23 protein-coding genes are annotated in these 25,579 nt (G+C 63.8%); 13 read left to right on the top strand and 10 right to left on the bottom strand.

Annotated elements, in window-relative coordinates; translation table 11 throughout:
• Positions 1 to 21: 21 nt before the first annotated feature.
• Positions 22 to 1,176 carry a dihydrodipicolinate synthase family protein gene (locus NKI18_RS03430; protein ID WP_352616286.1) on the bottom strand — a complete coding sequence of 385 codons (1,155 nt, stop codon included), beginning with the start codon at positions 1,174 to 1,176 and terminating at the stop codon, positions 22 to 24.
• Positions 1,177 to 1,418: 242 nt separating this feature from the next.
• Between NKI18_RS03430 and NKI18_RS03425 the strand changes: the two genes are divergently transcribed.
• The 13 genes from NKI18_RS03425 to NKI18_RS03365 all read left to right on the top strand — a co-directional run bounded on the left by NKI18_RS03425 (position 1,419) and on the right by NKI18_RS03365 (position 16,109).
• On the top strand, positions 1,419 to 2,474 hold the full coding sequence (locus NKI18_RS03425; protein WP_352588151.1) for a LacI family DNA-binding transcriptional regulator: 1,056 nt from the start codon (positions 1,419 to 1,421) through the stop codon (positions 2,472 to 2,474).
• The gene (locus tag NKI18_RS03420) at positions 2,471 to 3,487 is read left to right on the top strand and encodes a Gfo/Idh/MocA family protein (protein WP_352616288.1); all 1,017 of its coding nucleotides are present in this window, start codon (positions 2,471 to 2,473) and stop codon (positions 3,485 to 3,487) included. The genes NKI18_RS03425 and NKI18_RS03420 overlap by 4 nt, the downstream gene beginning before the upstream one ends.
• A complete protein-coding gene (locus NKI18_RS03415; RefSeq protein ID WP_352616290.1) occupies positions 3,484 to 5,085 on the top strand; it encodes an acyl CoA:acetate/3-ketoacid CoA transferase in 1,602 nt (533 codons plus the stop codon). Before NKI18_RS03420 ends, NKI18_RS03415 begins: the two co-directional genes overlap by 4 nt.
• The gene (locus NKI18_RS03410; protein WP_352616292.1) at positions 5,078 to 5,854 is read left to right on the top strand and encodes an enoyl-CoA hydratase/isomerase family protein; all 777 of its coding nucleotides are present in this window, start codon (positions 5,078 to 5,080) and stop codon (positions 5,852 to 5,854) included. The genes NKI18_RS03415 and NKI18_RS03410 overlap by 8 nt, the downstream gene beginning before the upstream one ends.
• 15 nt (positions 5,855 to 5,869) lie before the next feature.
• A complete protein-coding gene (locus NKI18_RS03405) occupies positions 5,870 to 7,381 on the top strand; it encodes an aldehyde dehydrogenase family protein (RefSeq protein WP_352616295.1) in 1,512 nt (503 codons plus the stop codon).
• A gap of 59 nt (positions 7,382 to 7,440) precedes the next feature.
• Positions 7,441 to 8,694, top strand: coding sequence for an ABC transporter substrate-binding protein (locus NKI18_RS03400; RefSeq protein WP_352524643.1), 1,254 nt, complete (start codon positions 7,441 to 7,443; stop codon positions 8,692 to 8,694).
• A 152-nt stretch (positions 8,695 to 8,846) separates the two neighbouring features.
• Complete coding sequence (locus tag NKI18_RS03395) at positions 8,847 to 9,806, top strand: carbohydrate ABC transporter permease (RefSeq protein ID WP_352524644.1); 960 nt, start codon at positions 8,847 to 8,849, stop codon at positions 9,804 to 9,806.
• Positions 9,803 to 10,747 (top strand): carbohydrate ABC transporter permease, encoded by a 945-nt coding sequence (locus tag NKI18_RS03390; protein ID WP_352524645.1) that lies wholly within the window; start codon positions 9,803 to 9,805, stop codon positions 10,745 to 10,747. The genes NKI18_RS03395 and NKI18_RS03390 overlap by 4 nt, the downstream gene beginning before the upstream one ends.
• Positions 10,748 to 10,751: 4 nt before the next feature.
• Entirely contained in the window at positions 10,752 to 11,867 is a 1,116-nt protein-coding gene (locus NKI18_RS03385) for an ABC transporter ATP-binding protein (protein WP_023675366.1), read from the top strand.
• Between the two features lie 5 nt (positions 11,868 to 11,872).
• Complete coding sequence (locus tag NKI18_RS03380) at positions 11,873 to 13,387, top strand: GMC oxidoreductase (protein WP_352616299.1); 1,515 nt, start codon at positions 11,873 to 11,875, stop codon at positions 13,385 to 13,387.
• Entirely contained in the window at positions 13,384 to 14,145 is a 762-nt protein-coding gene (locus tag NKI18_RS03375; RefSeq protein WP_352616302.1) for a 3-ketoacyl-ACP reductase, read from the top strand. The genes NKI18_RS03380 and NKI18_RS03375 overlap by 4 nt, the downstream gene beginning before the upstream one ends.
• 13 nt (positions 14,146 to 14,158) lie before the next feature.
• Positions 14,159 to 15,787: a GMC family oxidoreductase gene (locus NKI18_RS03370; RefSeq protein ID WP_353018844.1), complete on the top strand. Its 1,629-nt coding sequence runs from the start codon at positions 14,159 to 14,161 to the stop codon at positions 15,785 to 15,787.
• Positions 15,788 to 15,797: 10 nt separating this feature from the next.
• Entirely contained in the window at positions 15,798 to 16,109 is a 312-nt protein-coding gene (locus NKI18_RS03365) for a Dabb family protein (protein ID WP_352448247.1), read from the top strand.
• Here the strand turns inward: NKI18_RS03365 and NKI18_RS03360 are convergent, their stop codons facing one another.
• The 9 genes from NKI18_RS03360 to NKI18_RS03320 all read right to left on the bottom strand — a co-directional run bounded on the left by NKI18_RS03360 (position 16,110) and on the right by NKI18_RS03320 (position 25,570).
• Complete coding sequence (locus NKI18_RS03360) at positions 16,110 to 16,955, bottom strand: EamA family transporter (RefSeq protein WP_352616306.1); 846 nt, start codon at positions 16,953 to 16,955, stop codon at positions 16,110 to 16,112.
• 7 nt (positions 16,956 to 16,962) lie between these two features.
• Positions 16,963 to 17,877 carry an endonuclease/exonuclease/phosphatase family protein gene (locus tag NKI18_RS03355; protein ID WP_352568164.1) on the bottom strand — a complete coding sequence of 305 codons (915 nt, stop codon included), beginning with the start codon at positions 17,875 to 17,877 and terminating at the stop codon, positions 16,963 to 16,965.
• Positions 17,878 to 17,966: 89 nt separating this feature from the next.
• Complete coding sequence (locus NKI18_RS03350) at positions 17,967 to 19,517, bottom strand: cation:proton antiporter (protein WP_352616308.1); 1,551 nt, start codon at positions 19,515 to 19,517, stop codon at positions 17,967 to 17,969.
• A 153-nt stretch (positions 19,518 to 19,670) separates the two neighbouring features.
• Complete coding sequence (locus tag NKI18_RS03345; protein ID WP_352616310.1) at positions 19,671 to 20,735, bottom strand: ABC transporter ATP-binding protein; 1,065 nt, start codon at positions 20,733 to 20,735, stop codon at positions 19,671 to 19,673.
• 16 nt (positions 20,736 to 20,751) lie between these two features.
• On the bottom strand, positions 20,752 to 21,543 hold the full coding sequence (locus NKI18_RS03340; protein ID WP_352568166.1) for an ABC transporter permease: 792 nt from the start codon (positions 21,541 to 21,543) through the stop codon (positions 20,752 to 20,754).
• Positions 21,540 to 22,454 (bottom strand): ABC transporter permease, encoded by a 915-nt coding sequence (locus NKI18_RS03335; RefSeq protein ID WP_023675356.1) that lies wholly within the window; start codon positions 22,452 to 22,454, stop codon positions 21,540 to 21,542. The genes NKI18_RS03340 and NKI18_RS03335 overlap by 4 nt, the downstream gene beginning before the upstream one ends.
• 64 nt (positions 22,455 to 22,518) lie before the next feature.
• Positions 22,519 to 23,625 (bottom strand): ABC transporter substrate-binding protein, encoded by a 1,107-nt coding sequence (locus NKI18_RS03330; protein WP_352506366.1) that lies wholly within the window; start codon positions 23,623 to 23,625, stop codon positions 22,519 to 22,521.
• 242 nt (positions 23,626 to 23,867) lie between these two features.
• The gene (locus NKI18_RS03325; protein ID WP_352616315.1) at positions 23,868 to 25,040 is read right to left on the bottom strand and encodes an iron-containing alcohol dehydrogenase; all 1,173 of its coding nucleotides are present in this window, start codon (positions 25,038 to 25,040) and stop codon (positions 23,868 to 23,870) included.
• Between the two features lie 38 nt (positions 25,041 to 25,078).
• Positions 25,079 to 25,570: a DUF2569 domain-containing protein gene (locus NKI18_RS03320; protein ID WP_352616318.1), complete on the bottom strand. Its 492-nt coding sequence runs from the start codon at positions 25,568 to 25,570 to the stop codon at positions 25,079 to 25,081.
• Positions 25,571 to 25,579: the final 9 nt, after the last annotated feature.

Below are 25,579 nucleotides of genomic sequence, written 5' to 3'. Positions count from 1 at the left end.
CGGACGCTGTAGCGCTCGCGATCAGACGCCCGCTACCGCGCAGAGGCTTGTCATTCTGGCAATGGCAAGCTCGGGGTCGGCCAGCAACCCTGCCTGATCGGCAAGGCGAAAGACATCGGCATAGTGACGGATGCCGCGCGCCGATTGCATGCCGCCGATCATCGAAAAATGCTCCTGGTGGCCGTTCAGCCATGCCATGAAGACGATGCCGGCCTTGTAATATTCGGTCGGCGCCTCGAAGATTTTGCGCGACAGCGGCACTGTCGGCGCCATCAACGCGTCATAGCCGGCGCGGTCGCCGTCGGCCAGCTTTGCCAGCGCTGCATTGGCGACCGGCGCGATCGCATCGAAAATGCCGAGCAGCGCGTGCGAATGTCTGTCGCCGTCGCCGGCGATCAGCTCGGGGTAATTGAAATCGTCGCCGGTGAACATCAGCACGCCCTCAGGCAGCCGGTCCCTGAGCGCAATCTCCTTGCCGGCATCGAGCAGCGATATCTTTATGCCTTCGACCTTGCCGGCATGGCGTTCGATGATCGCGACCACCGTCTCCAGCGCAGTTTCGAAGTCGCTGCTGCCCCAGTAGCCTTTCAGCGCCGGGTCGAACATGTCGCCCAGCCAGTGCAGGATGACCTTGCCGGAGGCCTGGGACAGGATGCGGTCGTAGACGCCGATATAGTCGTCGGGGCCTTTGGCGACCGCCGCCAGCGCCCGGCTGGCCATCATGATCGCCTTGCCGCCAAGCCCTTCGATGAAGCCGAGCTGTTCTTCATAGGCCGCGATGACATCGTCTAGCCTGCTGGCGCCCCCCGGCGCCAGATGGTCGGTGCCGGCGCCCGACGCAAGATCGGCGCCTTCGACGCTGCGCGCCTCGGCGATCGAGCGGCGGATCAATTCCTTGGCATTCGCCCAGTCGAAACCCATGCCGCGCTGAGAGGTGTCCATCGCTTCGGCAACACGGAAGCCAAGCCGCCAGAGGTGATGGCGAAACGCCATCGTCTTGTCCCAGTCGACCGCGGGCCTCGACCACGGATCGGTCATGGCGAGGGGATCGGCAACGACATGGGCGGCGGCGTAGGCGATGCGCGAGAAGCGAGCGCCGGCCACAGGCTGCACCGGCTGGCCGACAAGCCGGTAGCGGACACGGCCGGCGCCTTCCCCGGGCAAGGTGATGTCCATGGCTCTCTCCCTTACCAACGCCTATTAAATGGAACGTTCCAACAAATCAAGATATTTTGCCCCCTGCCTCGCGCAACGAAAGTTGCTGCATCGCAGCAGCCGAAAGCCCTGCTTGCCGGAGGATTGCGCCACCGAGCCGCATTTTTCCCGGGTTCGCAAAAACGCGATTGACTCAAATGCGCCGCAGGGATTAGATCGTTCCAATAAAATCGCACAAGAAACCACCGGGAGGACAGATCTGGATGGCCAGCCGGGCCAAGGCAACGATACTCGACATCGCCCGTGAGGCGGGCGTGTCCAAATCGACGGTATCGCTGGTGCTGCAAGGCAGCGGGCTGATCCGGCCCGAAACCGCGCTCAAGGTGCGCAAGGCGATCGAGGACGTCGGCTATGTCTACAACCGCGGCGCCGCCAATCTGCGCAAGGCCCATTCCAACGTCATCGGCATGGTCATCAACGATCTCACCAATCCGTTTTTCGCCGAGCTCGCGGTCGGCATGGAGCGCGTCTTCCAGTCGGCCGGCGTCGTGCCTTTCATCGCCAATACGGCTGAAAACCCGGTGCGCCAGGAAGAGGTTCTGAAATCGTTGATGGAGCAGGGTGTCGCCGGGCTCGTCGTGTCGCCGGCGCGCGGCACCACGCCTGGCGCGTTCCGTCGCCTTGAGACCGCAGGCGTTCCGGTCGTCTTCGTCATGCGCCGGCTCCCCGAAAGCCGTATCCCGGTGATCACGCCCGACAATCATCGCGGCGCCTATCTCGCCACCGCCCATCTGATCGGCAAGGGCCATCGCCGGCTGGCCTTCTTCGGCGGCTCGTCCGACCTTGTCGTCTATCACGAGCGCCTGGGCGGCTTTCGCGAGGCCTGTGAAGCGCTCGGCATCGAACCGGCCGACAGGCTGGTCTTTGAGGGCGAAACCAGCCGCAAGGGCGGTATTGCCTGCCTGGAAACCGCACTTGCCATGGCCGCGCCGCCGACCGCGGCCCTTTGCTTCAACGATGCGGTCGCCTTCGGCGTCTTGCTGGCGCTGCGCAAGCGCGGCCTGGAACCCGGCGCGGACTTTGCCGTCGTCGGCTTCGACGACGTCGCCGAGGCCGAGCACTATATGCCGGCGCTGACCAGCGTCGCGGTGAACACCGCCGGCCTCGGCGAGCGCGCCGCCCATGTCGTGCTGAAGATGATCCAATCGCGCACCACGCGCGCCGAGGATCATATCGGCGCCGTCAACCTCGTGGTCAGGGAAAGCTGCGGCCCCGATCGCAAGGAGCATGGCTGTGCAGGAATGGGAGACGCGGCATGACCGTCAGTTGGGGGCTGATCGGCGCCAGCACGATCGCAAGACAGTTCATGATCGGCGCCATCCGCGCGCAGAAGGACGGCGAGATCGCCGCGGTGATGAGCTCCAGCCCGGAGCGCGCCGCCACTTACGCCAGTGAAAACCGCATTCCGGCGGCGGTCTCGACGCTCGACGCCCTGCTCAAATCCGATATCGACGCCGTCTACATCTCGACCACTAACGAATTGCATCTCGAACAGGCACTCGCCGCCATCGAGGCGGGAAAGCATGTGCTTTGCGAAAAACCACTGGCGCTGACCAGCGCCGACGCGCGCAAGATGGTCGCGGCGGCCAGGGCCGCCGGCGTCGTGCTCGGCACCAATCACCACCTGCGCAATGCGGGCTCGCATCGGGCGATGCGCGAAGCGATCGCTGCCGGCCGCGTCGGCAGGCCGATCGCCGCGCGCGTCTTCCACTCCGTCTATCTGCCGGAACACCTGCAGGGCTGGCGCATCGCCAGGCCGGACGCCGGCGGCGGCGTGGTGCTCGACATCACCGTCCACGATGCCGATGCGCTGCGGTTCGTGCTCGGCGACGATCCGGTCGAGATCTCGGCATTCACGCAATCGGCCGGCATGGCCGCCGGCGGACTGGAAGACGGCGCCATGTGCCTCTGGCGCTTCGCATCGGGCGTCATCGCCCAGTCGCACGAGGGCTTTACCACCAAATTCGCCGGCAGCGGCTTCGAGGTGCATGGCAGCGAAGGCTCGCTGATCGCCAAGGACGTGATGACGCAGAAGCCGCTCGGCTCTGTGTTGCTTCGCACGGCACAGGGTGAGGAGGAATTGAGCTTCGACCGCGAAGACCTCTATGCCCGTTCGCTGCGCCAATTCCACGCGGCGATCCGCGGCGAGGGCCAGCCGTCCGCCACCGGCGAGGACGGCGTCTGGTCGCTGACATCAGCCGAAGCGGCATTGCAGTCGGCCAGGTCCGGAAACGCCGTTGCCATCGACCCGAAGCTCGGGAGCGCAGCGTGAGCAAGCTCGTTTCCGCGGCTGAGGCTGCCGGCCTGATCAGGGATGGCGTGGTCGTTTCCGTGTCATCGTCGAGCGGCCTCGGCTGCCCGGATGCGGTGCTTGCCGCGATCGGCGAGCGCTTCGACGCCGAAGGCCATCCCAGGGACATCACGACGCTGCACCCGATCGCCGCCGGTGACATGTACGGCATCAAGGGCATCGACCATCTAGCCAAGCCCGGCCTGTTGAAGCGCACTTTGTGCGGCTCCTATCCGTCCGGGCCGTCGTCGTCGGAACCGCCGCAGATCTGGAAGATGATCGGCGACAATTCGGTCGCCGCCTATAACGTGCCGTCCGGCATCCTGTTCGACATGCATCGCGAGGCCGCGGCCAAGCGCCCCGGCGTGCTGACCAAGGTCGGGCTCGATACCTTTGCCGACCCGCGCCATCAGGGTTGCGCCATGAATGCTGCCGCCAGCGAGCCGATCGTTTCGGTGCAGCAGTTCGACGGCGAGGAATGGCTCTATTTCCGCTCGATCGTACCGCAGGTCGCGATCATCCGCGCCACCACGGCGGACGAGCGCGGCAACCTTACCTATGAGCATGAGGGTGCCTATCTCGGCGGCCTCGAACAGGCGCTGGCCGCCCGCAACAATGGCGGCATCGTCATCGCGCAGGTCAAGCGCGTCGTCGAGAACGGCACGCTGAAGCCGCACAATGTGCGCGTGCCCGGCGTGCTGGTCGACCATATCGTGGTGGCGCCCGACCAGTTGCAGACGACGCTGACGCCTTACGATCCGGCCATCTCCGGCGAGATCTTCCGGCCGCTATCGAGCTTTCGCAACGCCGAGATGAACGTCCAGAAGGTCATTGCGCGCCGCGTCGCCATGGAGCTTGCCGACGGCATGGCGGTCAATATCGGCTTCGGCATCTCGGCCAATGTGCCGCGCATCCTGCTCGAGGAAGGCCAGCACGGCAAGGTCACCTGGGTCATCGAACAGGGCGCGGTCGGCGGCGTGCCGCTGCTCGACTTCAAGTTTGGCTGCTCGTCGAACGCCGACGCCTTCATGCCCTCGCCGCACCAGTTCATCTATTTCCAGGCCGGCGGCTTCGACGCCTCGCTGCTGTCCTTCCTGCAGATCGACCGGCACGGGTCCGTCAATGTCTCGAAGCTTTCGGCGCGGCCCCATGTCACCGCCGGCGCCGGCGGCTTCGTCGACATCACCGCGCGAGCGAAGAAGATCGTCTTTTCCGGTTTCTTCAACGCCGGCGCCAAGTTGTCGCTTGCCGGTGGCGGCATCCGCATCGACCAGGAAGGCAAGGTCAAGAAAGTCGTCGGCGAGGTCGAGCATATCTCCTTCTCGGGCAAGCGTGCCGTCGCGCAGGGACAAGACATCACTTATGTCACCGAGCGCTGCGTGATGAAGCTGACGCCGACAGGGCTGATGGTGACCGAGCTGGCGCCGGGCATCGACCTTGAGCGCGATGTGCTGGCGCAGGCCGAGATCCCGCTCGCCGTCGCTAACGACCTGAAAGTGACGCCGGATGCGCTCTACCGGGACCGGCCGATCGGCCTATCGCTCAATGGCGGCGCGTCGCTTGGAGGCGCACATGGCTGAGCGTCTGGTAACCTTTGAAACCGACGGCGCCATCGGCATTGTCACGCTGCGCCGGCCGGAGAAATTCAACGCGCTCGATATTCCGATGCTGCGGGCGCTGGAAGCGGCACTCGACGAGGCCGAGACAGCAACCGGCGTCCGCGTCGTGCTGGTCTGCGGCGAAGGCAAGGGCTTTTGCGCCGGCGGCGACGTCGAGGCTTGGGCAGAAATGAGCGCTGCCGATTTCCAGGTGCAATGGGTGCGCTACGGCCACCGCGTCTTCGACCGGCTGGCGCGGCTGCGGCAGCCGACGATCGCCGTTCTTGCCGGCCATGCGCTGGGCGGCGGGCTGGAACTGGCGGCGGCTTGCGACTTTCGCGTGGCGGAAACGCAGGTGAAGTTGGGGTTCCCCGAAACCTCGATCGGCGTCGTTCCCGGCTGGTCCGGCACCCAGCGCGCCGTGCGCCGCTTCGGTGCGCAGGCAGTGCGGCGGATGGCGCTCGGCGGCGAAGTGTTTCTGGCTACCGAGGCTCTTGCTCTGGGGATTGTCGACCGGGTGGTCGAGACCGGTAAGGCGTTCGCCGAAGCCAAGGCCTGGGCCGGCAAGATCGCCGAGCGCGGCCCGCTCTCGACCGAAGCCGCCAAGCTGATGATTACAATCGCCGAGGGCGAAGAGAGTGCTGCCGCGACCGAAGCGCTGGCCAGCGGCTTCATCGCGCTGACAAGCGATCTCAGGGCCGGCGTCGAGGCTTTCAAGGCCAAGCAGAAGCCGGCGTTCTCAAGATCTTAGGAACCTGGAAATCACATGAACGCACCCCTCAACATCGCCATGCCCGCCGAGGCAGCCGCAGCGCCGAAAAGCTACCGGCTGCTGATCGGCGGCAAGTTCATCGACGCCCAGGACGGCCGCACACTCGAGCGCAGCAGCCCCGGCCACGGCTTCACCGTCTCGCGCTATGCACAGGCCGGCGCGGCGGACGTAGAGGCGGCAGTTCAGGCCGCGCACAGGGCCTTCGAGACCGGCCCGTGGCCGCGCATGAAGGCCGCCGAACGCGCCACGATCCTGCTCAAGGCTGCTGACCTGATCGAGGCGCGGCTGGACGAGATTGCCCGGCTCGACGCGCTGGAATCCGGCAAGCCGATTGCGCAGGCGCGCGACGAGATCGGCGGCGCCGTCGACATCTGGCGCTATGCCGCGGCACTTGCGCGGACGCTTCACGGCGAAAGCTACGCCAATCTCGGCGATGCCATGCTCGGCGTCGTGTTGCGCGAACCGATCGGCGTCGTCTCCATCATCACGCCGTGGAATTTCCCGTTCCTTATCGTCAGCCAGAAACTACCCTTCGCGCTCGCCGCCGGCTGCACGGCGATGGTCAAGCCGAGCGAGATGACCTCGGCCTCGACCTTTGTGCTCGGCGAGATCCTGATGCAGGCCGGCTTGCCGGACGGCGTCGTCAACATCCTTGCCGGGTTGGGCGCCGATGTCGGCGCACCGATGGTCAGCCATCCGCTGGTCGAGATGGTGTCGTTCACCGGCTCCACCCGCGTCGGCAAGATGACCATGGCGTCTGCCGCCAACTCGCTGAAGAAAGTCGCGATGGAGCTCGGCGGCAAGAACGGCCAGATCGTCTTTTCCGATGCCGACCTCGAGGCCGCCGCCGACGCGGCGGTGTTCGGCGGCTTCTTCAATGCCGGCGAATGCTGCAATGCCGGCAGCCGGCTGATCGTCCATGAGGCGATCGCCGACGAGTTCCTCGGCGCCGTCAAAGCCCTCACCGCCAAGGTGGTTGTCGGCGACCCGCTCGACGACCGCACCAAGGTCGGCGCGATGATCTCCGCCGACCATATGGCCAAGGTCACCGGCTACGTGACGGCAGCGGAAAACGGCGGCGGCCGGATCTGTAGCGGCGGCAATCAGCTTGCTTCGAGCGCCGGCCAGTATCTTGATCCGACCATCGTTCGCGACGTCACCGAAGACATGACCATTGCACGCGAGGAAGTGTTCGGTCCGGTGCTCTCGGTGCTGACTTTTGAATCGATTGAAAGGGCGTTGCACATCGCCAACAACACGCCCTATGGTCTGTCGGCGGGCGTGTGGAGCGCCAGCATCGATACCTGCATGTCGGTGGCGCGGAATGTGCGTTCGGGAACCGTTTGGGTGAACACGTTCATGGAGGGTTATCCCGAGCTGCCTTTCGGCGGCTACAAGCAGTCCGGTCTCGGACGCGAACTCGGCAAGCGCGCCGTCGAGGATTATACCGAGGAAAAGACAATCCAGTTTCATCGCGGCCAGCGCACCGGATGGTGGGTCGGCTGAGTTGGGAAGAACCCGGTGGGCATCCGCCGGTCGTGTAAGTTCAACAAGGGAGGAAGTACATGTTGCGCAAACTGCTTATCGGGACGGCTCTCGCATCGGGCGTTGCGTTCGCGGCCCATGCCGAGGACGTCAAGGAAGTCCAGATGCTGCATTGGTGGACGTCGGGCGGCGAAGCTGCCGCTCTGAACGTGCTCAAGCAGGATCTGGCCAAGGAAGGCTTTGCCTGGAAGGACGTGCCGGTGGCCGGCGGTGGCGGTGACCCCGCAATGGTTGCGCTGAAGGCAATGGTGGCTGCAGGCAATCCGCCGACCGCCTCGCAGATGCTCGGCTACACCGCGCTCGACTATGCGGCGGCCGGCAAGATGGGCGATATCACCGCTATCGCCGTCAAGGAGGGCTGGGACAAGGCTGTTCCCGCGGCGCTGCAGAAGTTTACCGTCTATGACGGCAAATGGGTCGCGGTGCCTGTCAACGTCCATTCGGTCAACTGGTTGTGGATCAACAAGGCTGTGATGGACAAGATCGGCGGCACCGAGCCGAAGACCTTCGACGACCTTATTGCGCTGCTCGACAAGGCCAAGGCGGCCGGCGTCATTCCGCTCGCCCTCGGTGGCCAGAACTGGCAGGAAGCCACCATGTTCGACTCGGTCGTGCTGTCGACCGGCGGACCTGAGTTCTACAAGAAGGCCTTCAACGACCTCGACGACGCATCGCTCAAGTCCGACACGATGAAGAAGTCGTTCGACAACCTCGCCAAGCTGGTCACCTATGTCGACCCGAACTTCTCGGGCCGCGACTGGAACCTCGCCACCGCCATGGTCATCAAGGGGGATGCCCTGGTTCAAGTCATGGGCGACTGGGCCAAAGGCGAGTTCCACGCCGCCAACAAGATCCCGGGTACCGATTTCCTGTGCTACCGCTTCCCGGGCACCGACGGCAGCGTCGTCTACAATTCCGACGTGTTCGGCATGTTCGACGTATCTGACGACCGCAAGGCCGCCCAAGCCGCACTTGCCACCGCCACTTTGTCGAAGAGCTTCCAGTCGGCCTTCAACGTCGTCAAGGGCTCGGTTCCGGCCCGCACCGACGTACCGGACACCGACTTCGACGCCTGCGGCAAGAAGGGCATCGCCGACCTTAAGGCCGCCAACGAGAAGGGCACGTTGTTCGGTTCGCTGGCCCAGGGCTATGGCGCCCCGCCCGCGATCGCCAATGCCTACAAGGATGTCGTGACCAAGTTCGTCCACGGCCAGATCAAGACCTCGGACGAGGCCGTGACCGAACTGGTCAAGGCAATCGACGACGCCAGGTAAGGCCACGCACGAAAAAGACCTTCCCCGCTCCGGCGGGGAAGGTTCCAATCCGCAGATATGGTCGACCACGCGGTCGATCAAAACCCCGTCTGCACCGGGCCGTCTTCCCGCTTGGCGGTGAAAGCACGGACGACCCAGAACGGGAGGAGCTCATGAGTACGGTTGCGACAAGCCAGATCAAGCTGACGCCGGAGCACAATGCTCGTCCGCGCGCCTCGGTGCGTTCGCGCCTGCAGGATGCGCTGCCGAAGATCGTGCTGGCGCCGAGTTTCGCCATCACCATCGTCTTCGTCTACGGCTTCATCCTGTGGACGATCTATCTGTCCTTCACCAATTCCAAGACCTTCCCGTCCTATGCCATCACCGGCCCGCGCGCCTACCAGCGGCTGTGGCGTTGGACCTTCGACATCGACCCGCCATCGAGCTGGTACACGTCGATCACCAATATGGGCATTTTCGGCTTTCTCTACATCTTCATCTGCCTGGCGCTCGGCCTGTTCCTGGCCATCCTGCTCGACCAGAAGATCCGCGGCGAAGGCATGTTGCGGCCGATCTATCTCTACCCGATGGCACTGTCCTTCATCGTCACCGGCGTTGCCTGGAAATGGTTCCTCGACCCCGGCCTTGGCCTCGAGCAGACGCTGCACCAATGGGGCTGGACGAGCTTCCATTTCGACTGGATCAAGAACAAGGATTTCGTCATCTACACGGTGGTCATCGCCGGCGTCTGGCAGGCGTCGGGCTTCATCATGGCGATGTTCCTGGCCGGTCTGCGCGGCATCGACGGCGAGATCATGAAAGCGGCGCAGATCGACGGCGCCACTACCTTCCAGCTCTACCGCCGCATCGTCATCCCGCTGCTGCGGCCCATTTTCCTTTCGGCCTTGATCGTGCTCGCGCATCTCGCCATCAAGTCCTACGATCTGGTCGTCGCGCTGACCAGCGGCGGGCCTGGCGGCTCGGCCTGGCTGCCGTCGAACTTCATGTATGAATACACCTTCAAACGCAACGAAATGGCCGTCGGCTCGGCCAGCGCCGTGATCATGCTGATGACCATAACCGCGATCATCGTTCCCTACCTCTACTCCGAGCTCAGGGAGAAGCCGCGATGAGCGCCTTGGCAACGCCTGCCCGCCAGGGCACTGGCGGTATCAGCGCCAGGACTATTAATCGCATCGTCATCTACGGGCTGCTGGCGCTGTTTGCGCTGTTCTACCTGATGCCGCTGTTCGTCATGCTGGTGACCTCGTTCAAGACCATGGACGAGATACAGAACGGCAACATGCTGGCGCTGCCGCAGGCGCCGACCTTCGCACCCTGGATAAGGGCGTGGAGCGAAGTTTGCTCGGGTCTCACCTGCGTCGGCATGAAGGGCTATTTCTGGAACTCGATCAAGATGGTGGTTCCGGCCGTCATCATCTCGACCCTGCTCGGCGCGCTCAACGGCTATGTGCTGACGAAGTGGCGCTTTCGCGGGGCGACGCTGGTGTTTGGGCTGATGCTGTTTGCCTGCTTCATCCCGTTCCAGTCGGTCCTCTTGCCGATGGCAACGATCCTCGGCAGCTTCGGCCGGTTCGGCGTCAAGCTGCAGAATGCGACCGGCCTTACCTTCGGCTTCGGCAATCCGACCGTGAACCTGGTGTTCGTCCACGTCGTCTACGGCATCGGCTTCACGACCCTGTTCTTCCGCAATTATTACGAAGCGTTTCCGAACGAGCTGGTGAAGGCGGCGCAGATCGACGGCGCCAGCTTCTTCCAGATCTTCCGGCGCATCATGCTGCCCAACTCGCTGCCGATCATCGTGGTGACGGTGATCTATCAGTTCACCAACATCTGGAACGACTTCCTCTTCGCCTCCGCCTATGCCGGCTCCGGCGACGTGATGCCGATGACGGTGGCGCTGAACAACGTCGTCAACACCTCGACCGGCGTCGTCGAATACAACGTCAACATGGCGGCGGCGATGATCGCCGCGCTGCCGACGCTCCTCGTCTACGTGCTCGCCGGCCGCTATTTCGTGCGCGGCCTGATGGCCGGCGCCGTCAAAGGATAATCGCATGGCTTTTCTGGAAATTGACGGGCTGAAGAAGCGTTTCGGAGCGGTCGAGATCCTGAAAGGCATCGACCTCGACCTGGAAAAGGGCGGCTTCCTCGTGCTGGTCGGGCCTTCCGGCTGCGGCAAGTCCACGTTGCTCAACACCATTGCCGGCCTGGAAACCATCACCGAAGGCGAAATTCGCGTCGACGGACGCACGATCAACGATCTCCACCCCTCCAAGCGCGATATCGCCATGGTCTTCCAGAGCTACGCTCTCTATCCGAACATGACGGTCGCCGGGAATATCGCCTTCGGCATGGAGATGCGCGGCGTGCCGGCCGGCGAGCGCCAGAAGGCGATCGACAAGGTGGCGAAGGTCCTGCAGATCGGCCATTTGCTGAAGCGCAAGCCAAGCCAGCTTTCCGGCGGCCAGCGCCAGCGCGTCGCCATGGGCCGGGCGCTGGTGCGCGATCCAAAGCTGTTCCTGTTCGACGAGCCGCTGTCCAATCTCGACGCCAAGCTGCGTGTCGACATGCGCATCGAGATCAAGCGCCTGCACGCCACCACCGGCACCACCATCGTCTACGTCACCCACGACCAGATCGAGGCGATGACGCTGGCCACCAAGATCGCGGTGATGCGCGACGGCGAGGTGCAGCAGTTCGGCACGCCAGCCGAAATCTATAACAATCCGGTCAACCTGTTTGTTGCCGACTTCATGGGCTCGCCGGCGATGAACCTGATCCCGGCGACGATCGGCAGCAACGGCAGCGGCTTCTCCGTCGTCATGGAGCGCGAGGCGCGCCAGCCGATCTCGCTGCCGCTGGGCAATGCGCCGGCCGGCCTGTCGGCATTCCAGGGAAAACCGATCATCTTCGGCGTCCGCCCGGAAGCACTGACCGATCCCGAGGGTGCCGAACGCAACGCCTCGAACATCGCCCGCGCCGACTGTCACATCGAGGTCATCGAGCCGGCCGGCTCGGATACGTTCGCGGTCACCAATCTCGGCGGCAAGGCGGTGGTGGCGCGGCTGCGCGCCGATGCCAAAATCCAGCCCGGCACGGTCACGCCGCTCGCCTTCAACCTGACCAAGGCGGTGTTCTTCGATCCGGCGACCGAGAAACGCATCGTCTAACGGCCATGACAAATCCCGACATCGTCATCATCGGCTCCGGCATAGGCGGCGCCACGATCGCCTCCGGCCTTGCCGGCGGTGGCGCTTCGATCCTGATGCTGGAGCGCGGCGAACCACTGCCAGCAACGCCGCACAAACGCGACACCCGCGCGATCTTCGTCGACGGCCATTATCGACCGAAGGAGATGTGGCTCGAGGCCGGCGGAGCGCCTTTCAACCCGGGCAATTACTACTATGTCGGCGGCAATTCGAAATTCTACGGCGCGGTGCTGATCCGCTACCGTAGGCAAGACTTTTCGGAGATCGAGCATTATGGCGGCATCTCGCCGCCCTGGCCGTTTTCCTATGAGGAATTCGAACCCTGGTATTCCAGGGCCGAGCAGCTTTTCCGCGTGCGCGGTGCGCTGGGTGAAGACCCGACCGAGCCGTTCCACTCGATGCCCTACCCTTTCGGGCCGGTACCCGACGAGCCGCCGATCGCGCGCGCCCGCGCCGAGCTCAGGAGCCTCGGCCTGCACCCGGCATCGCTGCCGCTCGGCGTCGACATCGAAGCCTGGCTGAAAGACGGCAGCACGCCGTGGGACGCGTTTCCCAACACCGGGACCGGCAAGGTCGACGCCCAAACGGGACCGCTGGCCGCCGCCCTTGCCGACCAGAAGATCAAGCTCGAGACCGGCGCCCATGTCGAATATCTCGAGGCATCGCCGGATGCGAGGACGATCATCGCCGTCCATTACCGCCAGAACGGTGCGCTGAAGAAAGTCGCGCCAAAGCTGGTGATCCTGTCGGCCGGCGCGGTCAATTCAGCCGCCATCCTGCTGCGCTCGCCCACCCCTCAGGGCAGAGGCGGCGGCAAAGGCCTGGCCAACCGCTCCGACCAGGTCGGCCGCAACTTCATGAACCACAATTCGAGCGCCATGCTGGCGATCGATCCACGCCGCCGGAACAGATCCGTCTACCAGAAGACGCTGATGCTGAACGATTATTATCTGTCCGACGGCAAGGGCGGCAAGCCGCTCGGCAATGTCCAGCTCCTCGGCAAGATCGACGGCAACATCCTCAAGGCCAATGTCAGGCGCGCGCCCAAATTCGCGCTCGATTTCATGGCCGGCCACGCCGTCGACTGGTATCTGATGTGCGAGGACCTGCCCGATCCCGAGAGCCGCATCATGGTCGACGGCAAGGACATCGTCATGCAGTGGCGGCGCTCCAACATGCAGTCGCTCGACGGACTGACCAAGGTGATGCGCGAGAATTTCCGCGCCTGCGGCTATCCGATCGTCCTGTCGCGTCCGTTTGACAAGCGCACGCCCTCACATCAGTGCGGCACGGTGAAGATGGGCAACGATCCGGCGACCTCGCCGCTGGATCCGTTCTGCCGCTCCTTCGACCACAGCAATTTGTTCGTCGTCGATGCCGGCTTCCTGCCGAATTCGGCCGCCGTCAATCCGGCGCTGTCGATCGCCGCACAGGCGCTGCGCGTCGCCGATCATATCCGCAAGACGGAGCTTGCAACATGAGCCGCCCGGCAGCGATCGTCACCGGCGGCGCGCGCGGGATCGGCCTTGCTTGCGCCGGGGCGCTGGCCGACGCAGGCTTCGACATCCTCCTCTCAGACCTTGCCGACGAAGCCGCCGACGGGCTCGCCGCCGACATCACCGGGCGCGGCGCGAAGTTCGCCTATGCCAGCAGCGACATCGCCGACCTCGACGGCCACGCAGCGCTGATTGATGCCGCGACAAGCGCCTTCGGCCGCATCGACTGCCTGGTCAACAATGCCGGCATCGGCGCCGTCCTGCGCGGCGATCTGCTCGAGCTCAAGCCCGAAAATTTCGACCGGGTGCTCGGCATCAATCTGCGCGGCACCGTATTCCTCAGCCAGGCCGTCGCCAAAGCGATGCTCGGCCTGCCAAGCGATGGTGCGAGATCGATCATCACCATCACCTCGGTCAGCGCCGCCATGGCCTCGCCGGAACGTTCCGATTACTGCATCTCCAAGGCTGGGCTTTCGATGTGGGTGAAGAACCTGGCGCTGCGGCTTGCCACCGAAAACATCGCCGTGTTCGAGGTGCGCCCGGGCATCATCCGCACCGACATGACCGCGGGTGTCACCGCCAAATATGACGGATTGATCGACGGCGGGCTGGTGCCGGCAATGCGCTGGGGCGCAGCGGATGATGTCGGCGCCGCCGTGGCGGCGTTGGCCGGCGGCACGCTCGGCTTTTCGACCGGCTCGGTCATCAATGTCGACGGCGCGCTGTCGGTGCCGAGGCTATGAACAGGGTGACGCCATGACCGACTACATCATCGTCGGCGCCGGCCCGGCCGGCTGCGTACTCGCCAACCGGCTGAGCGAAGATCCGTCGCATCAGGTGCTGCTGCTCGAAGCCGGCGGCAAGGACTGGCATCCGCTGATCCACATGCCGGCCGGTTTTGCCAAGATGACCAAGGGCATCGCCGCCTGGGGCTGGTCGACGGTGCCGCAAAAGCACATGAACGACCGCGTCTTCCGATACACGCAGGCCAAGGTGATCGGCGGCGGCTCGTCGATCAACGCGCAGATCTACACGCGCGGCAACGCCCGCGACTACGACGCCTGGGAGAAGGAAGAAGGTCTTGCCGGCTGGGGCTATCGCGACGTGCTGCCCTATTTCAAACGCGCGGAGAACAACCAGCGTTATGCCAACGATTTCCACGGCGACCAAGGCCCGCTCGGCGTGTCGAACCCGATCGCGCCGCTGCCGATCTGCGAGGCCTATTTCCGTGCCGGACAGGAGATGGGCATCCCCTTCAATCCCGACTTCAACGGGGTAGCCCAGGAGGGCGTCGGCTATTACCAATTGACGCAGAAGGACGCGAAGCGCTCCTCCGCCTCTGTCGCCTATCTCCGGCCGATCCGCGAGCGAAAGAATCTCACCGTCAGGACCGGCGTTCTGGTGACACGCATCGTCGTCGACAAGGGCCGCGCCGTCGGCGTCGAGATCGTCGACGGGCCGGGCGGCCAGCCAACGATCCTGCGCGCCGAGCGCGAGGTGATCGTCTCGTCCGGCGCCATCGGCTCGCCGAAGCTTTTGATGCAGTCGGGCATCGGCCCGGCCGACCATTTGAAGGCGGTCGGCGTGACACCGGTGCACGATCTGCCCGGCGTCGGCTCCAACCTGCAGGATCATCTCGACCTGTTCGTCATCGCCGAATGCACCGGCGATCACACCTACGACAACTACGCCAAGCTGCACTGGACGGCTTGGGCCGGCCTGCAGTATCTGCTCCTGAAGAAAGGCCCGGTAGCCTCCAGCCTGTTCGAGACCGGCGGCTTCTGGTACGCCGATCCGACCGCCGCCTCTCCCGACATCCAGCTGCATCTCGGTCTCGGCTCCGGCATAGAGGCCGGCGTCGAGAAGCTGAACAATCCGGGCGTGACATTGAACTCGGCCTTCCTGCGCCCGCGCTCGCGCGGCACCGTGCGGCTGAACAGTGCCGACCCGGCCGACCGCCCGCTGATTGATCCGAACTATTGGTCCGATCCCTATGACCGCGACATGTCGATCAAGGGGCTGAGGCTGGCGCGCGAGATCATGCGGCAGAAGGCGCTGCAGCCCTATGTACTGCGCGAGGTACTGCCGGGACCCGACCTGCAGAGCGGCAACGAGCTGTTCGACTACGCCTGCCGCAGTTCCAAGACCGACCACCACCCGGTCGGCACCTGCCGCATGGGCCACGATGCGATGAGCGTGGTGACGCCCGATCTCAAGCTGCGCGGTATCGAGGGCCTGCGCGTCTGCGACGCCTCGGTGATGCCGCGCATCCCCTCCTCCAACACCAATGCCCCGACGATCATGGTTGGCGAAAAAGGCGCCGATCTGATCCTTGGCCGCGAGCCGCTGCCGCCGGCGGTGTTTTCCACCAACCGAGCGGCATGAGGGACAAAGAATGATCAGGCACTGTGTCTTCGTCAGATTTCGCAACGATGTCGCCGACGCCGAGCGCGCAGCAATCCATGCCGATCTCGAAGCGTTGCGGGCGGTGATCGACGGCATGGGCAAGGTCGAATTCAGCGCCAATACCAGCCCGGAACCCTTCGCCCGCGGCTTCACGCACGGCTTCACCATCGACTTTCGCGACGCTGCGGCACGCGATGCCTATCTGGAGCATGAAGCGCATCAGCGAGCCGGCGCAAAACTGGTCGCGGCGCTCGAAGGCGGCACCGACGGGCTGATGGTGTTTGACCTGGAGATCGCGTGACTATCCCATTCTCAGCGCAACGACGCCGGCAACGATGCTAAGCACCGCGGCACCTCGCCATGCCGTCATCTTCTCGCCGAGCGCGAACACCGAGATCATCATGGCGAACAGGATCGATGTTTCGCGCAGCGACGCCACCGAGGCGATCGGCGCCTTGGTCATCGCCCACATCACGATCCAGTAGGCGCCGCCGCTGAGCACGCCGGTATAGATTCCGGCCTTCCAGTCGCGCGCCAGCACCGGCAGCGCCTGTTGGCCGCGAAAGACGACGCATAGCACCAGCGCCCACAGCGCATCGCAGACGAACAGCCAGGCGGCATAACTCGACGCGGTGGCGGCCAGCCGCGCGCCGCTGCCGTCCGACAGCGTGTAGCTGGCGATGAAGATCGATGTGCCCAGCGCGAAGCCGACGGCGCGCAGGTTCAATTTCTCCAGATGCGCGCCGCCGCGAAACGACAGCACCAGCGTGCCCGCCGACAACAAGAGGATGCCGAGAATGGCGAGCGGCGCCGGCATCTCGGCAACCACCACAACGCCCCCCAAAGCGGCCAGCAATGGCGCGGTGCCGCGCGCCAGCGGATAGGTCTGGGCGAAATCGCCGGCCTTGTAGGCGCCGATCAGGAACGTCCTGTAGCCCATGTGGAAGACAACCGAGGCGAGGATGTATGGCCACACTTCCGGCTTCGGCACCTCGACGAAAGGCAACGTCACCAGCGCGGCGACACCCATGCCGAGCGTCATCAGTGTGATCGACAGGAAACGGTCGAGATGGACCTTGACCAGCGCGTTCCAGATCGCATGCATGGAAGCGGCGGCGAGCACCGCGAAAAAGACAAACAGGCTCATCGGCGGTTCATCCGCCGCCCGTCCCGATGACGATCGGCGTCTCCAGGTCGATATCGACCCAGAGCGGAAAATGGTCGGAAGCGATTTGGCCGATATCGGCGCTGACCGAGCGCACGCGCCCGGCAAACATGCCGCCGACGAAGCAATGGTCGAGCCGGCGCTTTGCCAGCCTGCCATCGATAGTCTTCACATGGGTGTGGAAATCCGCTGTCGGTTCCATTGCGACGGCGGCGGCATCGACAAAACCGTCGAGATAGGCGGCACCGCGATGATAGGGCGCGCTGCCGACAATGCGCCGGTACTCGGCGCTATCCGGCTCCATGTTGAAGTCGCCCAACCAGATCGCCGCTACGGGGTTTTCTGGCTCCTGTTCGCCATTGCTCCAGTTGCGCGCCGGCTCGTCGTCGGCGCCGCTCCATGGGCCGCCCTCGGACGGCGCGCGGCGATGCTCGGCGAGCAAATAGTCGATCTGCTCCAGCCGCTCCTCGGCCGCGATATGCGCCAGATGCAACGACAGCACCCGCACCGGACCGGCAGGGGTGCGGATCATGCATTCGAGTGCGGCATTGCGGGTGTTGAGCGGCCGCAGCGTGCGCCTGAGCGGCAGGGTATGCAGCCGCGACCAGACGATCGGCAGCTTCGACAGAACCATGGTGCCGAATTGCCGCCGCCGGTTGACGATGCGGCCTTCACGCCGGTGGCTGGCATCCATGTCGAAGGCCGGCCCGTAGACCCAATGATAGTCGGGCAGCAATTGCGAAAGAAGTTCCGGCTGGTCGTCCTCGTTGCTGCGCAACCAGTGCCGTTCCACCTCCTGCAAGGCGACGATGTCGGCGCCGGCCACGACCTTGGCACAACGCGCCAGGTCGTAGCGGCCATCGCTGCCGAAGCCGTACTGGATGTTATAGCTGACCAGCTTCATTGCTTATCCGGCTCAGTTTCCTGCTGGCAGTAGCCGTTCGCTGACAGCCTTGCAATGTGCAGCCGAGCGGAGGGAGCTTGGGCCAGATGCTAAGTGGTCAGCGGCTGGAACCGACCGGGCGGGGATGCTGCCAGTTCCGACCAGTCGATTTCTTCCTCAAGGCGGTGGTAGGCTTCGTCGCCGATCGTTCCGTCGATGCGCAAACGCTCCAGCGCATCGCGCTGGCTCTTGATGGCGTAAAGACGCAATCTGTCATACTCGGTCGCAGCCTGGGCATCCTCCGGGTTTTCGGCGATGGCGCGCTGGGCGGCATATTGCTCTCGCACCGCCCCGGCCGCGCTGGATGTCTTGCCGCTGAGCACGTCCAGCGCCGCCTGCATGATGGCGACGCGCGCCTGCGCCACCTCCCGGTCGACCGTCCGGTCGAGGTCGAGATTGAGCAGAAGCAGCAACGGTTTCAGGCTGACGCCTTGCAGCACCAATGTGCCGAGCACGACCGTGAAAGCGGCGAGCACGATCGGATCACGGCCCGGAAAGTCGGCCGGCAAGGCGAAGGCTGCCGCAAGCGTCACCAGGCCGCGCATGCCGCACCAGCCGATGAGCACGCCGCCGCGGAATGTCGGTGCGTCCTTCCGCCTGTCCTCGTCTCCCAGACGGGCCAGCGCTCTGAGGATCGCGCCGCAGCCCAGAACCCAGACGAGCCGCGATACGATGACGACGGCCAGCACAGCCAGGGCAAAGACGAACGCCTCGCTTTGTCCTTGCTCGGCAAGTCGGCCGACGATGGACCGCGCTTGCAGGCCCATCAGAACGAACGCCAGCACGTTGAGCACGAACACCGCCGTCTCCCAGACCGAGTAGGAGCTGACACGATTCCTTGCCGGCATGCGGCGCGGCGATGTACGTGCGATCGTCATGGCATAGACGACGATCGTGATGATGGCGGAAAGCCCTATCCTGTCGGCCAGGATCCAGACGCCGAAGGTTGAGGCGAATTGCACCACGGTGCCGCTCGCCGGGTCGTCGATGCGGCCGAGTATGGCGAGAGACAACCGGCCGAGCACATAGCCTGCGGCAAGGCTGCCGACCGTCGACAGCAGGATCATTGGAACGGCACTGCTCAACAGGATGGAGCCGGCGGCTGCGGAAACCGACATCCTGTAGATCAGCAGCGCCGTGGCGTCGTTGAGAAGGCTCTCGCCTTCCAGGATGGCGGTGATGCGGTGCGGCACCTTGAACTGTCCGAGCACGGCCGCCGCCGCCACCGCATCGGGCGGCGCCACGATCGCGCCGAGTGCTGTGGCCGCGGCAATGGGCAGGCCTGCCATCGTCCAGCCGACCAGCGCGACCGTCACGGTGGTGAAGATGACGGCGCCAAGCGCCAGCAGGATGAGCGAAACCTTGTAGCGGTTGAGATCGCGCAGCGACGTGTCATAGGCCGCGTCGAGCAGAACCGGCGCGATGAACAGAGCGAGCGCCAGCTCCGGGTCGATCTCGATGGTCGGGGCAAACGGCAGGAAGGCGATGCCGGCGCCGGCCAGCGCCAGCAATGACGGATAGGGAATCTGCAGACGCCGCGACAGCGCGGTCAGGGCGACCGCGATGAGAAGCAGGACAAGGGTGAGTTCAAAAAGCGCCATGCCCTATCGTAGCGGTGAAGCCGGGCGATTGGCACTGCAAAAACGACGACGGCTTTGGCTGCTCGTGAATGGTGAATGGCTGCGTGCAGAGGAATTTCGGCGCGTAAAGCGCATTCACTATTCACTATTCACTATTCACCATTCACTCTTCTCCTAATGCAGAACCAGCATGTCGCCCGACGAGAACGAAATCTCGGCCTTTTCGCCGACGGCCGGCGGCGGTGTGGCCGGACTGTTGAACGTGTCGAGCGAGACCGTGCTGCCGCCGATGCCGACGCGAACCCGGATGACCGAGCCGAGGAAATGCACCTCGGCGATTTCGCCCGAAAGGCTGGAATCGCGGCCGGGGTGTCGGCCGAGCGAGATCGCCTCGGGCCGCAACGCCAGCGACAGCGTGTCGCCGGATTTCGAGCCGTTGAGCTTGCCCTTGAGCGAGACCTCTTGCGAGTTGACGCGCACCTTGCCCGAAGCGGCGTCGGTGACTGTGCCTTCGAGCACGTTCAGCGTGCCGACGAAATTGGCGACGAATTTGGTTGCCGGCCGGTTGTAGATCTCGAACGGCGTGCCGACCTGCTCGGCCTTGCCGCCATACATGACGGCGATGCGGTCGGAGATCGACAGCGCCTCTTCCTGGTCGTGGGTGACGAAGATGGTGGTGATGCCGAGCTTCTTCTGGATCGAACGGATTTCCTCGCGCAGCGACACGCGCACCTTGGCGTCGAGCGCCGACAGCGGCTCGTCGAGCAGCAGCAGTTTCGGCTTGGGCGCAATCGCCCGCGCCAGCGCGATGCGCTGCTGCTGACCGCCGGAGAGCTGATAGGGATAGCGGTCGCCCATCTGCGGCAGCTTGATGATGTCGAGCATTTCGGCAATGCGCCTGTCGGCATCGGCCTTTGGCATACCGGCGACCTTCAGCCCGAACCCGATATTCTGTGCCACCGTGAGGTTCGGAAACAGCGCATAGGCCTGGAACACCATGCCGATATTGCGCTGATTGGGTTTCAGCCGGGTGATGTCCTTGCCAGCCACGACGACCTTGCCGGCGCTTGGCTCCTCGAAGCCGGCGACCATGCGCAGCACCGTCGTCTTGCCGCAGCCCGACGGGCCAAGGAACGAGACGAATTCGCCCGGCTCGACGTCGAGGTTGAAATCCTGCACCACGGTGATGGGGCCGAAGGATTTCCGCACATGCTGGATTGAGAGGAAGGGCTCGGTCATGGCTTTTTCCTTCGGGTCAGTTCGGACGGTTCGCCGATCGCGGCGCGAAACGCGACAGGATCTGGATCAGCGACATGCAGCCCCAGGTGATGGCGAAGGCGATGATGGCAAGCGCCGCCGGCTCGTAGGCGCGGTTGGCGCCGACGTTCTGCAGATAGGGTCCGAAAGCAGGCCGGTTGAGCAGGCTGGCCATGGTAAATTCACCGATGACGATGGCGAAGGTCAGGAAGGCGCCCGACAGCACCGCGATCAGCACGTTGGGCAGGATGACCCGAGTGATGATCGTGCCCCAGCCGGCGCCGAGGATCTGCGCCGCTTCGGTCAGTGTCCGCACGTCGATGGTGCGAAGCCCGGTATCGACGGCGCGATACATATAGGGCAGCGCCAGTGTCGCATAACCGATGACCAGCAAGGCATTGGCTCCTGTGTCGCTGGCCAGGAACGGCAGCGGTGAATTCGACCCGTACATTCTGATGTAGCCGAAGACGATAACGATGGCCGGGATGACCAGCGGCAACAGCGTGATGAACTCGACGACGGGCCTTAGCTGCGGCAGCCGCAGACGAATCCAGTACGCCGCCGGCACCACCACCAGCACGCCAAGGACGATGGTGAAGATGGCGGCGACCACCGAATAGATGAAGGTCGCCTGGAAGCGGGGATCGCCGAGCACGACCTGATAGGCATCGAAGGAATACGCGCCGCGCCGCATGCGCATGGAGAATTCCACGGTCGCGATCAGCGGAATGAAGAAATAGGCCGCGCCCAGCGCGAAGACGATCCAGGCCCAGAATCTGCCGGACTTCATTTGAGCCACCTCTCAGAGCGCGTCCGGAACCAGATGTAGAAGACATTGGCCAGCCCAGTGATGACGATCATGCCGAAGGCGATGGCGTAGCCGAGATGGGCATTGTGCAGCACGTCACCGCGGATCTGCGCGTAGAGCAGGATAGGGACGATGTTAAGCGAGGAGCCGGTCAGAGCGTAAGCGGTGGCGATGGCACCGAAGGCGTTGGCGAACAAGAGGATGACGGTGCCGAGGAAACTTGGCCAGATCACCGGAATGACGACCATGCGCCAGAACTGCGCCTGGGTCGCGCCAAGCGTTGCCGCCGCTTCGCCCCATTCCTTCTTCAGCCCATCGATCGCCGGCACGATGATCACCACCATCAGCGGGATCTGGAAATAGACATAGGTCAGCGTCAGGCCCCAGAACGACAGGATGTTGAAACCATGGGCATAAATGTTGAAGCCGACCAAGACGTTGAGCAGCACCGTGGCGAGCCCGAGCCGGCCGAGCGTCGCGAGAAAGGCGAAGGCCAGCGGCACGCCAGCAAAATTGGAGGCCACGCCGGAAAAGGTCAGTGTCGCCGAGCGTATCCACTCCGGCAGCCCGCCGCGCACGATGGCGATGGCAATGGCAAGTCCCGCGAAAGCACCGATCAGCGACGAGGCGAGGCTGACCTTGATTGAGATCCAGTAGGCGGCAACGATCGACGGCTGCGCCAAGGCCGCTATGTTTTCGAAAGTGAATTCGCCGGCATCGTTCCGGAATGCGCCCAGCATCAGATAGAGCGTGGGCAGGATCAAGAACATGATGGCGAAGATGAAGAAAGGCGCAACGCCAAGCCATTGCGTCGGCAGCCTCATGCTGCGGGCGTCGGCAGGAGGCGCGGTCTTCCCGGCAACAGCGTGATCGGACAACGAGATATCGGTCATGCGCCGGCTACCGTCCTGGAGGTATGCCGGGCGGCGATCTAAGCCGCCCGGCTGATCTCAAGTCTTACTTGACGTTGGCGCCGACGACGGCATCCCAGTTCTTGGTGATGGCTTCCTTGGCCTTGCCCTGCTCGTCGAGCGTCGGGAACACCGCGGCTGCATAGGACTCGGCCGGCGGCAGCTTGGCCATCACGTCAGCCGGGAGCTTGCCATTCTTGGCGAGGTCGTTGAAGCGGATCGGGTGACAATAGCCCTTCAGCCAGCCGATCTGGCCTTCGTCGGAATAGAGATATTCCAGCCATAGCTTGGCAGCATTCGGGTGCGGCGCGTAGGCACTAATCGCCTGAACATAGACGCCGGCGACGACACCGGTCTTCGGCACGACGACGTCGACCGGCGGATTGCCCTTCAGCGTATCACGGCCGGCAAGCGCGTTATAATCCCAGGTCACCAGGATTGGCGTCTGGCCTTGGGCAAGCGTCGCGGGCTTGCCGATGACCGGCACGAAATTGCCGGCGGCGTTGAGCTTCTTGAAGAAGTCGAGACCAGCCGTGCCGGCGGCTTCGCCGGCAGCCGCACCGCCGGAAAGGCCGGCGGCATAGACGGCCTGGATGGCCTGATTCGAAGCGCGCGGGTCACCGGCGAGCGCCACCGTATTGGCGAATTCCGGCTTCAGCAGGTCGGCCCAGTCGGCCGGCGCTTCCTTGACCAGGTCCTTGTTCACCAGGAACGAAAGCACGCCGTAATAGTCGCCGGTCCAGAAGCCATCGGCATCTTTGGCGCTGTCCGGGATCGAGTCCCAGGTTGATACTTTATAAGCCTGGATCAGGCCATCCTTCTTTGCGGTCGGGCCGAAGGACAGGCCGACGTCGATAACGTCGGGCGCCTGCGGGCCCTTGTTGTCTTTGTTGGCCTTGATCGCCTCGACCTCGTCGCCGGAGCCGGCATCGGGGTTGAGCTCGTTGACGGTGATCCCCGGATATTTTGCCTTGAAGCCGTCGATGACCGCGCCGTAGCCGCACCAGTCATGCGGCAGCGCGATGGTGGTGAGCTGGCCTTCAGCCTTGGCTGCGGCGACCAGTTCATCCATGGACTGGGCCGACGAGATGGCAGAGGTCGCCATCAGGGCGACGGCCGAAAGGGAAAGCAGTTTTCCCGTGAATTTGAACATGTGTTCTCTCCGTTGAACTGACGCCGTTGGACGCCTGCGATGCGGTATCTTTTTCGTGTGACAGCCAGATGAAAGCTTTGTGAAAGCGATGCCCCGCAGTATGAAAAAGTAAACTCTTTTTAACCGGCTGTAGCAATCGCTTCGCGATTCTTTTTCCGGCTAACTAGTTTCGATCTTGCCTTTCATCTTTCCCCCTTTCCTTTGCCTCTTTTCCCAAGTCGATTTCCGATGCGAAAATTGTCTCAGACGGTGCCGGCGATGGCGTTTTCGAGCAGCGTCAGCGCCGCCTTTTTGGTCAGCTTGACCGGGTTGCCGCCGGCGGTCGGATCGACCACCGCCATGTCGGCGATCAGGCCCTTGCGCTTCTTGTCCATGTCGAGCCCCTTGATCAGGCTGGGCAGCGCATGCGGCACCTTGAGCTCCTTGCGCAGCTTGATGATCGCCTTCGCAAAACCGTCGAAGCCGCCCTTGATGCCGCAATAGGCGGCGAGCCGGGCTATGCGCGGCTCGATCGCCTCTCGGTTGAAGGCCAGCACGTAGGGCATGAACACGGCGTTGGTCATGCCATGGTGGGTGTCGTAAAGCGCGCCTATCGGATGCGACAGCGAATGAATCGCTCCAAGCCCTTTCTGGAAGGCGGCCGCTCCCATGGCAGCGGCGCTCATCATGTTGGCGCGGGCGACCAGATCCTTGCCGTTGCCATAGGCTTTCGGCAGGTTTTCGAAGACCAGCCTTATGCCTTCCACGGCGATGCCGTCGGCCATCGGGTGATAGCCCGGCGCGCAATAGGCTTCGAGGCAATGGGCAAGCGCATCCATGCCGGTGCCGGCGGTGATGAAGCCCGGCATGCCGACCGACAGCTCCGGATCGGCAATGACGATCGCCGGCAAAAGCTTTGGATGGAAGATGACCTTCTTGGTATGGGTCGCTTCATTGGTGATGACGCCGGCGCGGCCGACTTCCGAGCCGGTGCCGGCCGTGGTCGGCACGGCGATGATCGGCGCGATCGCATCGGCATCGGCGCGTGTCCACCAGTCGCCGACATCCTCGAAATCCCAGACCGGCCGTGTCTGCCCGGCCTGGAAGGCGATGAGCTTGCCGAGATCGAGCGCCGAGCCGCCGCCAAAGGCAATGACGCCGTCATGCTTGCCCTTCTTGAACACGGCAATGCCGGCGGTCAGGTTGGAATCCACCGGGTTCGGCTTGACCTCGGAAAACACGCCATACGGCACCTTGGCGTCGTCGAGGATCTTCAGCGTCGAGGCCACCACCGGCAGCCTGGCCAGTCCCGGATCGGTGACGAACAGCGGCCGCTTGATGCCGGTCGCCGCCAGCACCTCCGGCAGCTCCTTGATGCGTCCGGCGCCGAAGCGGACGGTCGTCGGGTAATTCCATTTGGAAACGAGTTTTGTCATTTCGACCTTCTTGACTGCTTTCGTGCTCTTGGATGTCATTAGTTCACAAAGGTGTTGGCCACACGTTCCGACCGCATCATGTACGGAACCCAGATGACTGCGGCCCATATCGAGCGCGAAATTCCGCCCACGGTGTCTGCGTCGTACGCATCGGCCAATTCTGGAACGACGGTGGGAAAAGCCAGATGCACAGCCCATGAATCGAGAACGGCATATACCGGCATCGCGAATGCCCAAATCATGTACCAGCCGGGGAATATCTGCCAGCGCTTGAACATGAAGAACAATAACAGGGCCGGGGCCGTAAGGTTTAGTATGCCGGATATCACCAATTCGGCAAGAATCAGCACACCTTGAGACAAACTGTAGGCCTGCCAGTTCTGTAACATGCCGAGATAGTCGGAATTGTGAAGTTGTACCAACCCCAGTATCGGCGTGAGCATCAACCCGAGCATCGGCAGGACAAGCCATCCGCCGATACCCTCGGGACCCTCACGATCTGGCAGCGCCGATTGTTGTGTATCCGCCATTACTCCCCC

This window comes from Mesorhizobium sp. M0800 (assembly GCF_040320095.1).
Classification (GTDB): domain Bacteria; phylum Pseudomonadota; class Alphaproteobacteria; order Rhizobiales; family Rhizobiaceae; genus Mesorhizobium.
This window is presented reverse-complemented; position numbering and strand designations above follow the sequence as displayed.

What these genes read in the sequence shown, in the direction of transcription:
- NKI18_RS03335 (WP_023675356.1), bottom strand. Translation starts at nt 22,454, where the DNA reads ATGACCGATATCTCGTTGTCCGATCACGCTGTTGCCGGGAAGACCGCG.
- NKI18_RS03340 (WP_352568166.1), bottom strand. Translation starts at nt 21,543, where the DNA reads ATGAAGTCCGGCAGATTCTGGGCCTGGATCGTCTTCGCGCTGGGCGCG.
- NKI18_RS03390 (WP_352524645.1), top strand. Translation starts at nt 9,803, where the DNA reads ATGAGCGCCTTGGCAACGCCTGCCCGCCAGGGCACTGGCGGTATCAGC.
- NKI18_RS03355 (WP_352568164.1), bottom strand. Translation starts at nt 17,877, where the DNA reads ATGAAGCTGGTCAGCTATAACATCCAGTACGGCTTCGGCAGCGATGGC.
- NKI18_RS03325 (WP_352616315.1), bottom strand. Translation starts at nt 25,040, where the DNA reads ATGACAAAACTCGTTTCCAAATGGAATTACCCGACGACCGTCCGCTTC.
- NKI18_RS03380 (WP_352616299.1), top strand. Translation starts at nt 11,873, where the DNA reads ATGACAAATCCCGACATCGTCATCATCGGCTCCGGCATAGGCGGCGCC.
- NKI18_RS03395 (WP_352524644.1), top strand. Translation starts at nt 8,847, where the DNA reads ATGAGTACGGTTGCGACAAGCCAGATCAAGCTGACGCCGGAGCACAAT.
- NKI18_RS03385 (WP_023675366.1), top strand. Translation starts at nt 10,752, where the DNA reads ATGGCTTTTCTGGAAATTGACGGGCTGAAGAAGCGTTTCGGAGCGGTC.
- NKI18_RS03375 (WP_352616302.1), top strand. Translation starts at nt 13,384, where the DNA reads ATGAGCCGCCCGGCAGCGATCGTCACCGGCGGCGCGCGCGGGATCGGC.
- NKI18_RS03400 (WP_352524643.1), top strand. Translation starts at nt 7,441, where the DNA reads ATGTTGCGCAAACTGCTTATCGGGACGGCTCTCGCATCGGGCGTTGCG.
- NKI18_RS03370 (WP_353018844.1), top strand. Translation starts at nt 14,159, where the DNA reads ATGACCGACTACATCATCGTCGGCGCCGGCCCGGCCGGCTGCGTACTC.
- NKI18_RS03365 (WP_352448247.1), top strand. Translation starts at nt 15,798, where the DNA reads ATGATCAGGCACTGTGTCTTCGTCAGATTTCGCAACGATGTCGCCGAC.
- NKI18_RS03430 (WP_352616286.1), bottom strand. Translation starts at nt 1,176, where the DNA reads ATGGACATCACCTTGCCCGGGGAAGGCGCCGGCCGTGTCCGCTACCGG.
- NKI18_RS03425 (WP_352588151.1), top strand. Translation starts at nt 1,419, where the DNA reads ATGGCCAGCCGGGCCAAGGCAACGATACTCGACATCGCCCGTGAGGCG.
- NKI18_RS03320 (WP_352616318.1), bottom strand. Translation starts at nt 25,570, where the DNA reads ATGGCGGATACACAACAATCGGCGCTGCCAGATCGTGAGGGTCCCGAG.
- NKI18_RS03350 (WP_352616308.1), bottom strand. Translation starts at nt 19,517, where the DNA reads ATGGCGCTTTTTGAACTCACCCTTGTCCTGCTTCTCATCGCGGTCGCC.
- NKI18_RS03330 (WP_352506366.1), bottom strand. Translation starts at nt 23,625, where the DNA reads ATGTTCAAATTCACGGGAAAACTGCTTTCCCTTTCGGCCGTCGCCCTG.
- NKI18_RS03345 (WP_352616310.1), bottom strand. Translation starts at nt 20,735, where the DNA reads ATGACCGAGCCCTTCCTCTCAATCCAGCATGTGCGGAAATCCTTCGGC.
- NKI18_RS03420 (WP_352616288.1), top strand. Translation starts at nt 2,471, where the DNA reads ATGACCGTCAGTTGGGGGCTGATCGGCGCCAGCACGATCGCAAGACAG.
- NKI18_RS03360 (WP_352616306.1), bottom strand. Translation starts at nt 16,955, where the DNA reads ATGAGCCTGTTTGTCTTTTTCGCGGTGCTCGCCGCCGCTTCCATGCAT.
- NKI18_RS03410 (WP_352616292.1), top strand. Translation starts at nt 5,078, where the DNA reads ATGGCTGAGCGTCTGGTAACCTTTGAAACCGACGGCGCCATCGGCATT.
- NKI18_RS03405 (WP_352616295.1), top strand. Translation starts at nt 5,870, where the DNA reads ATGAACGCACCCCTCAACATCGCCATGCCCGCCGAGGCAGCCGCAGCG.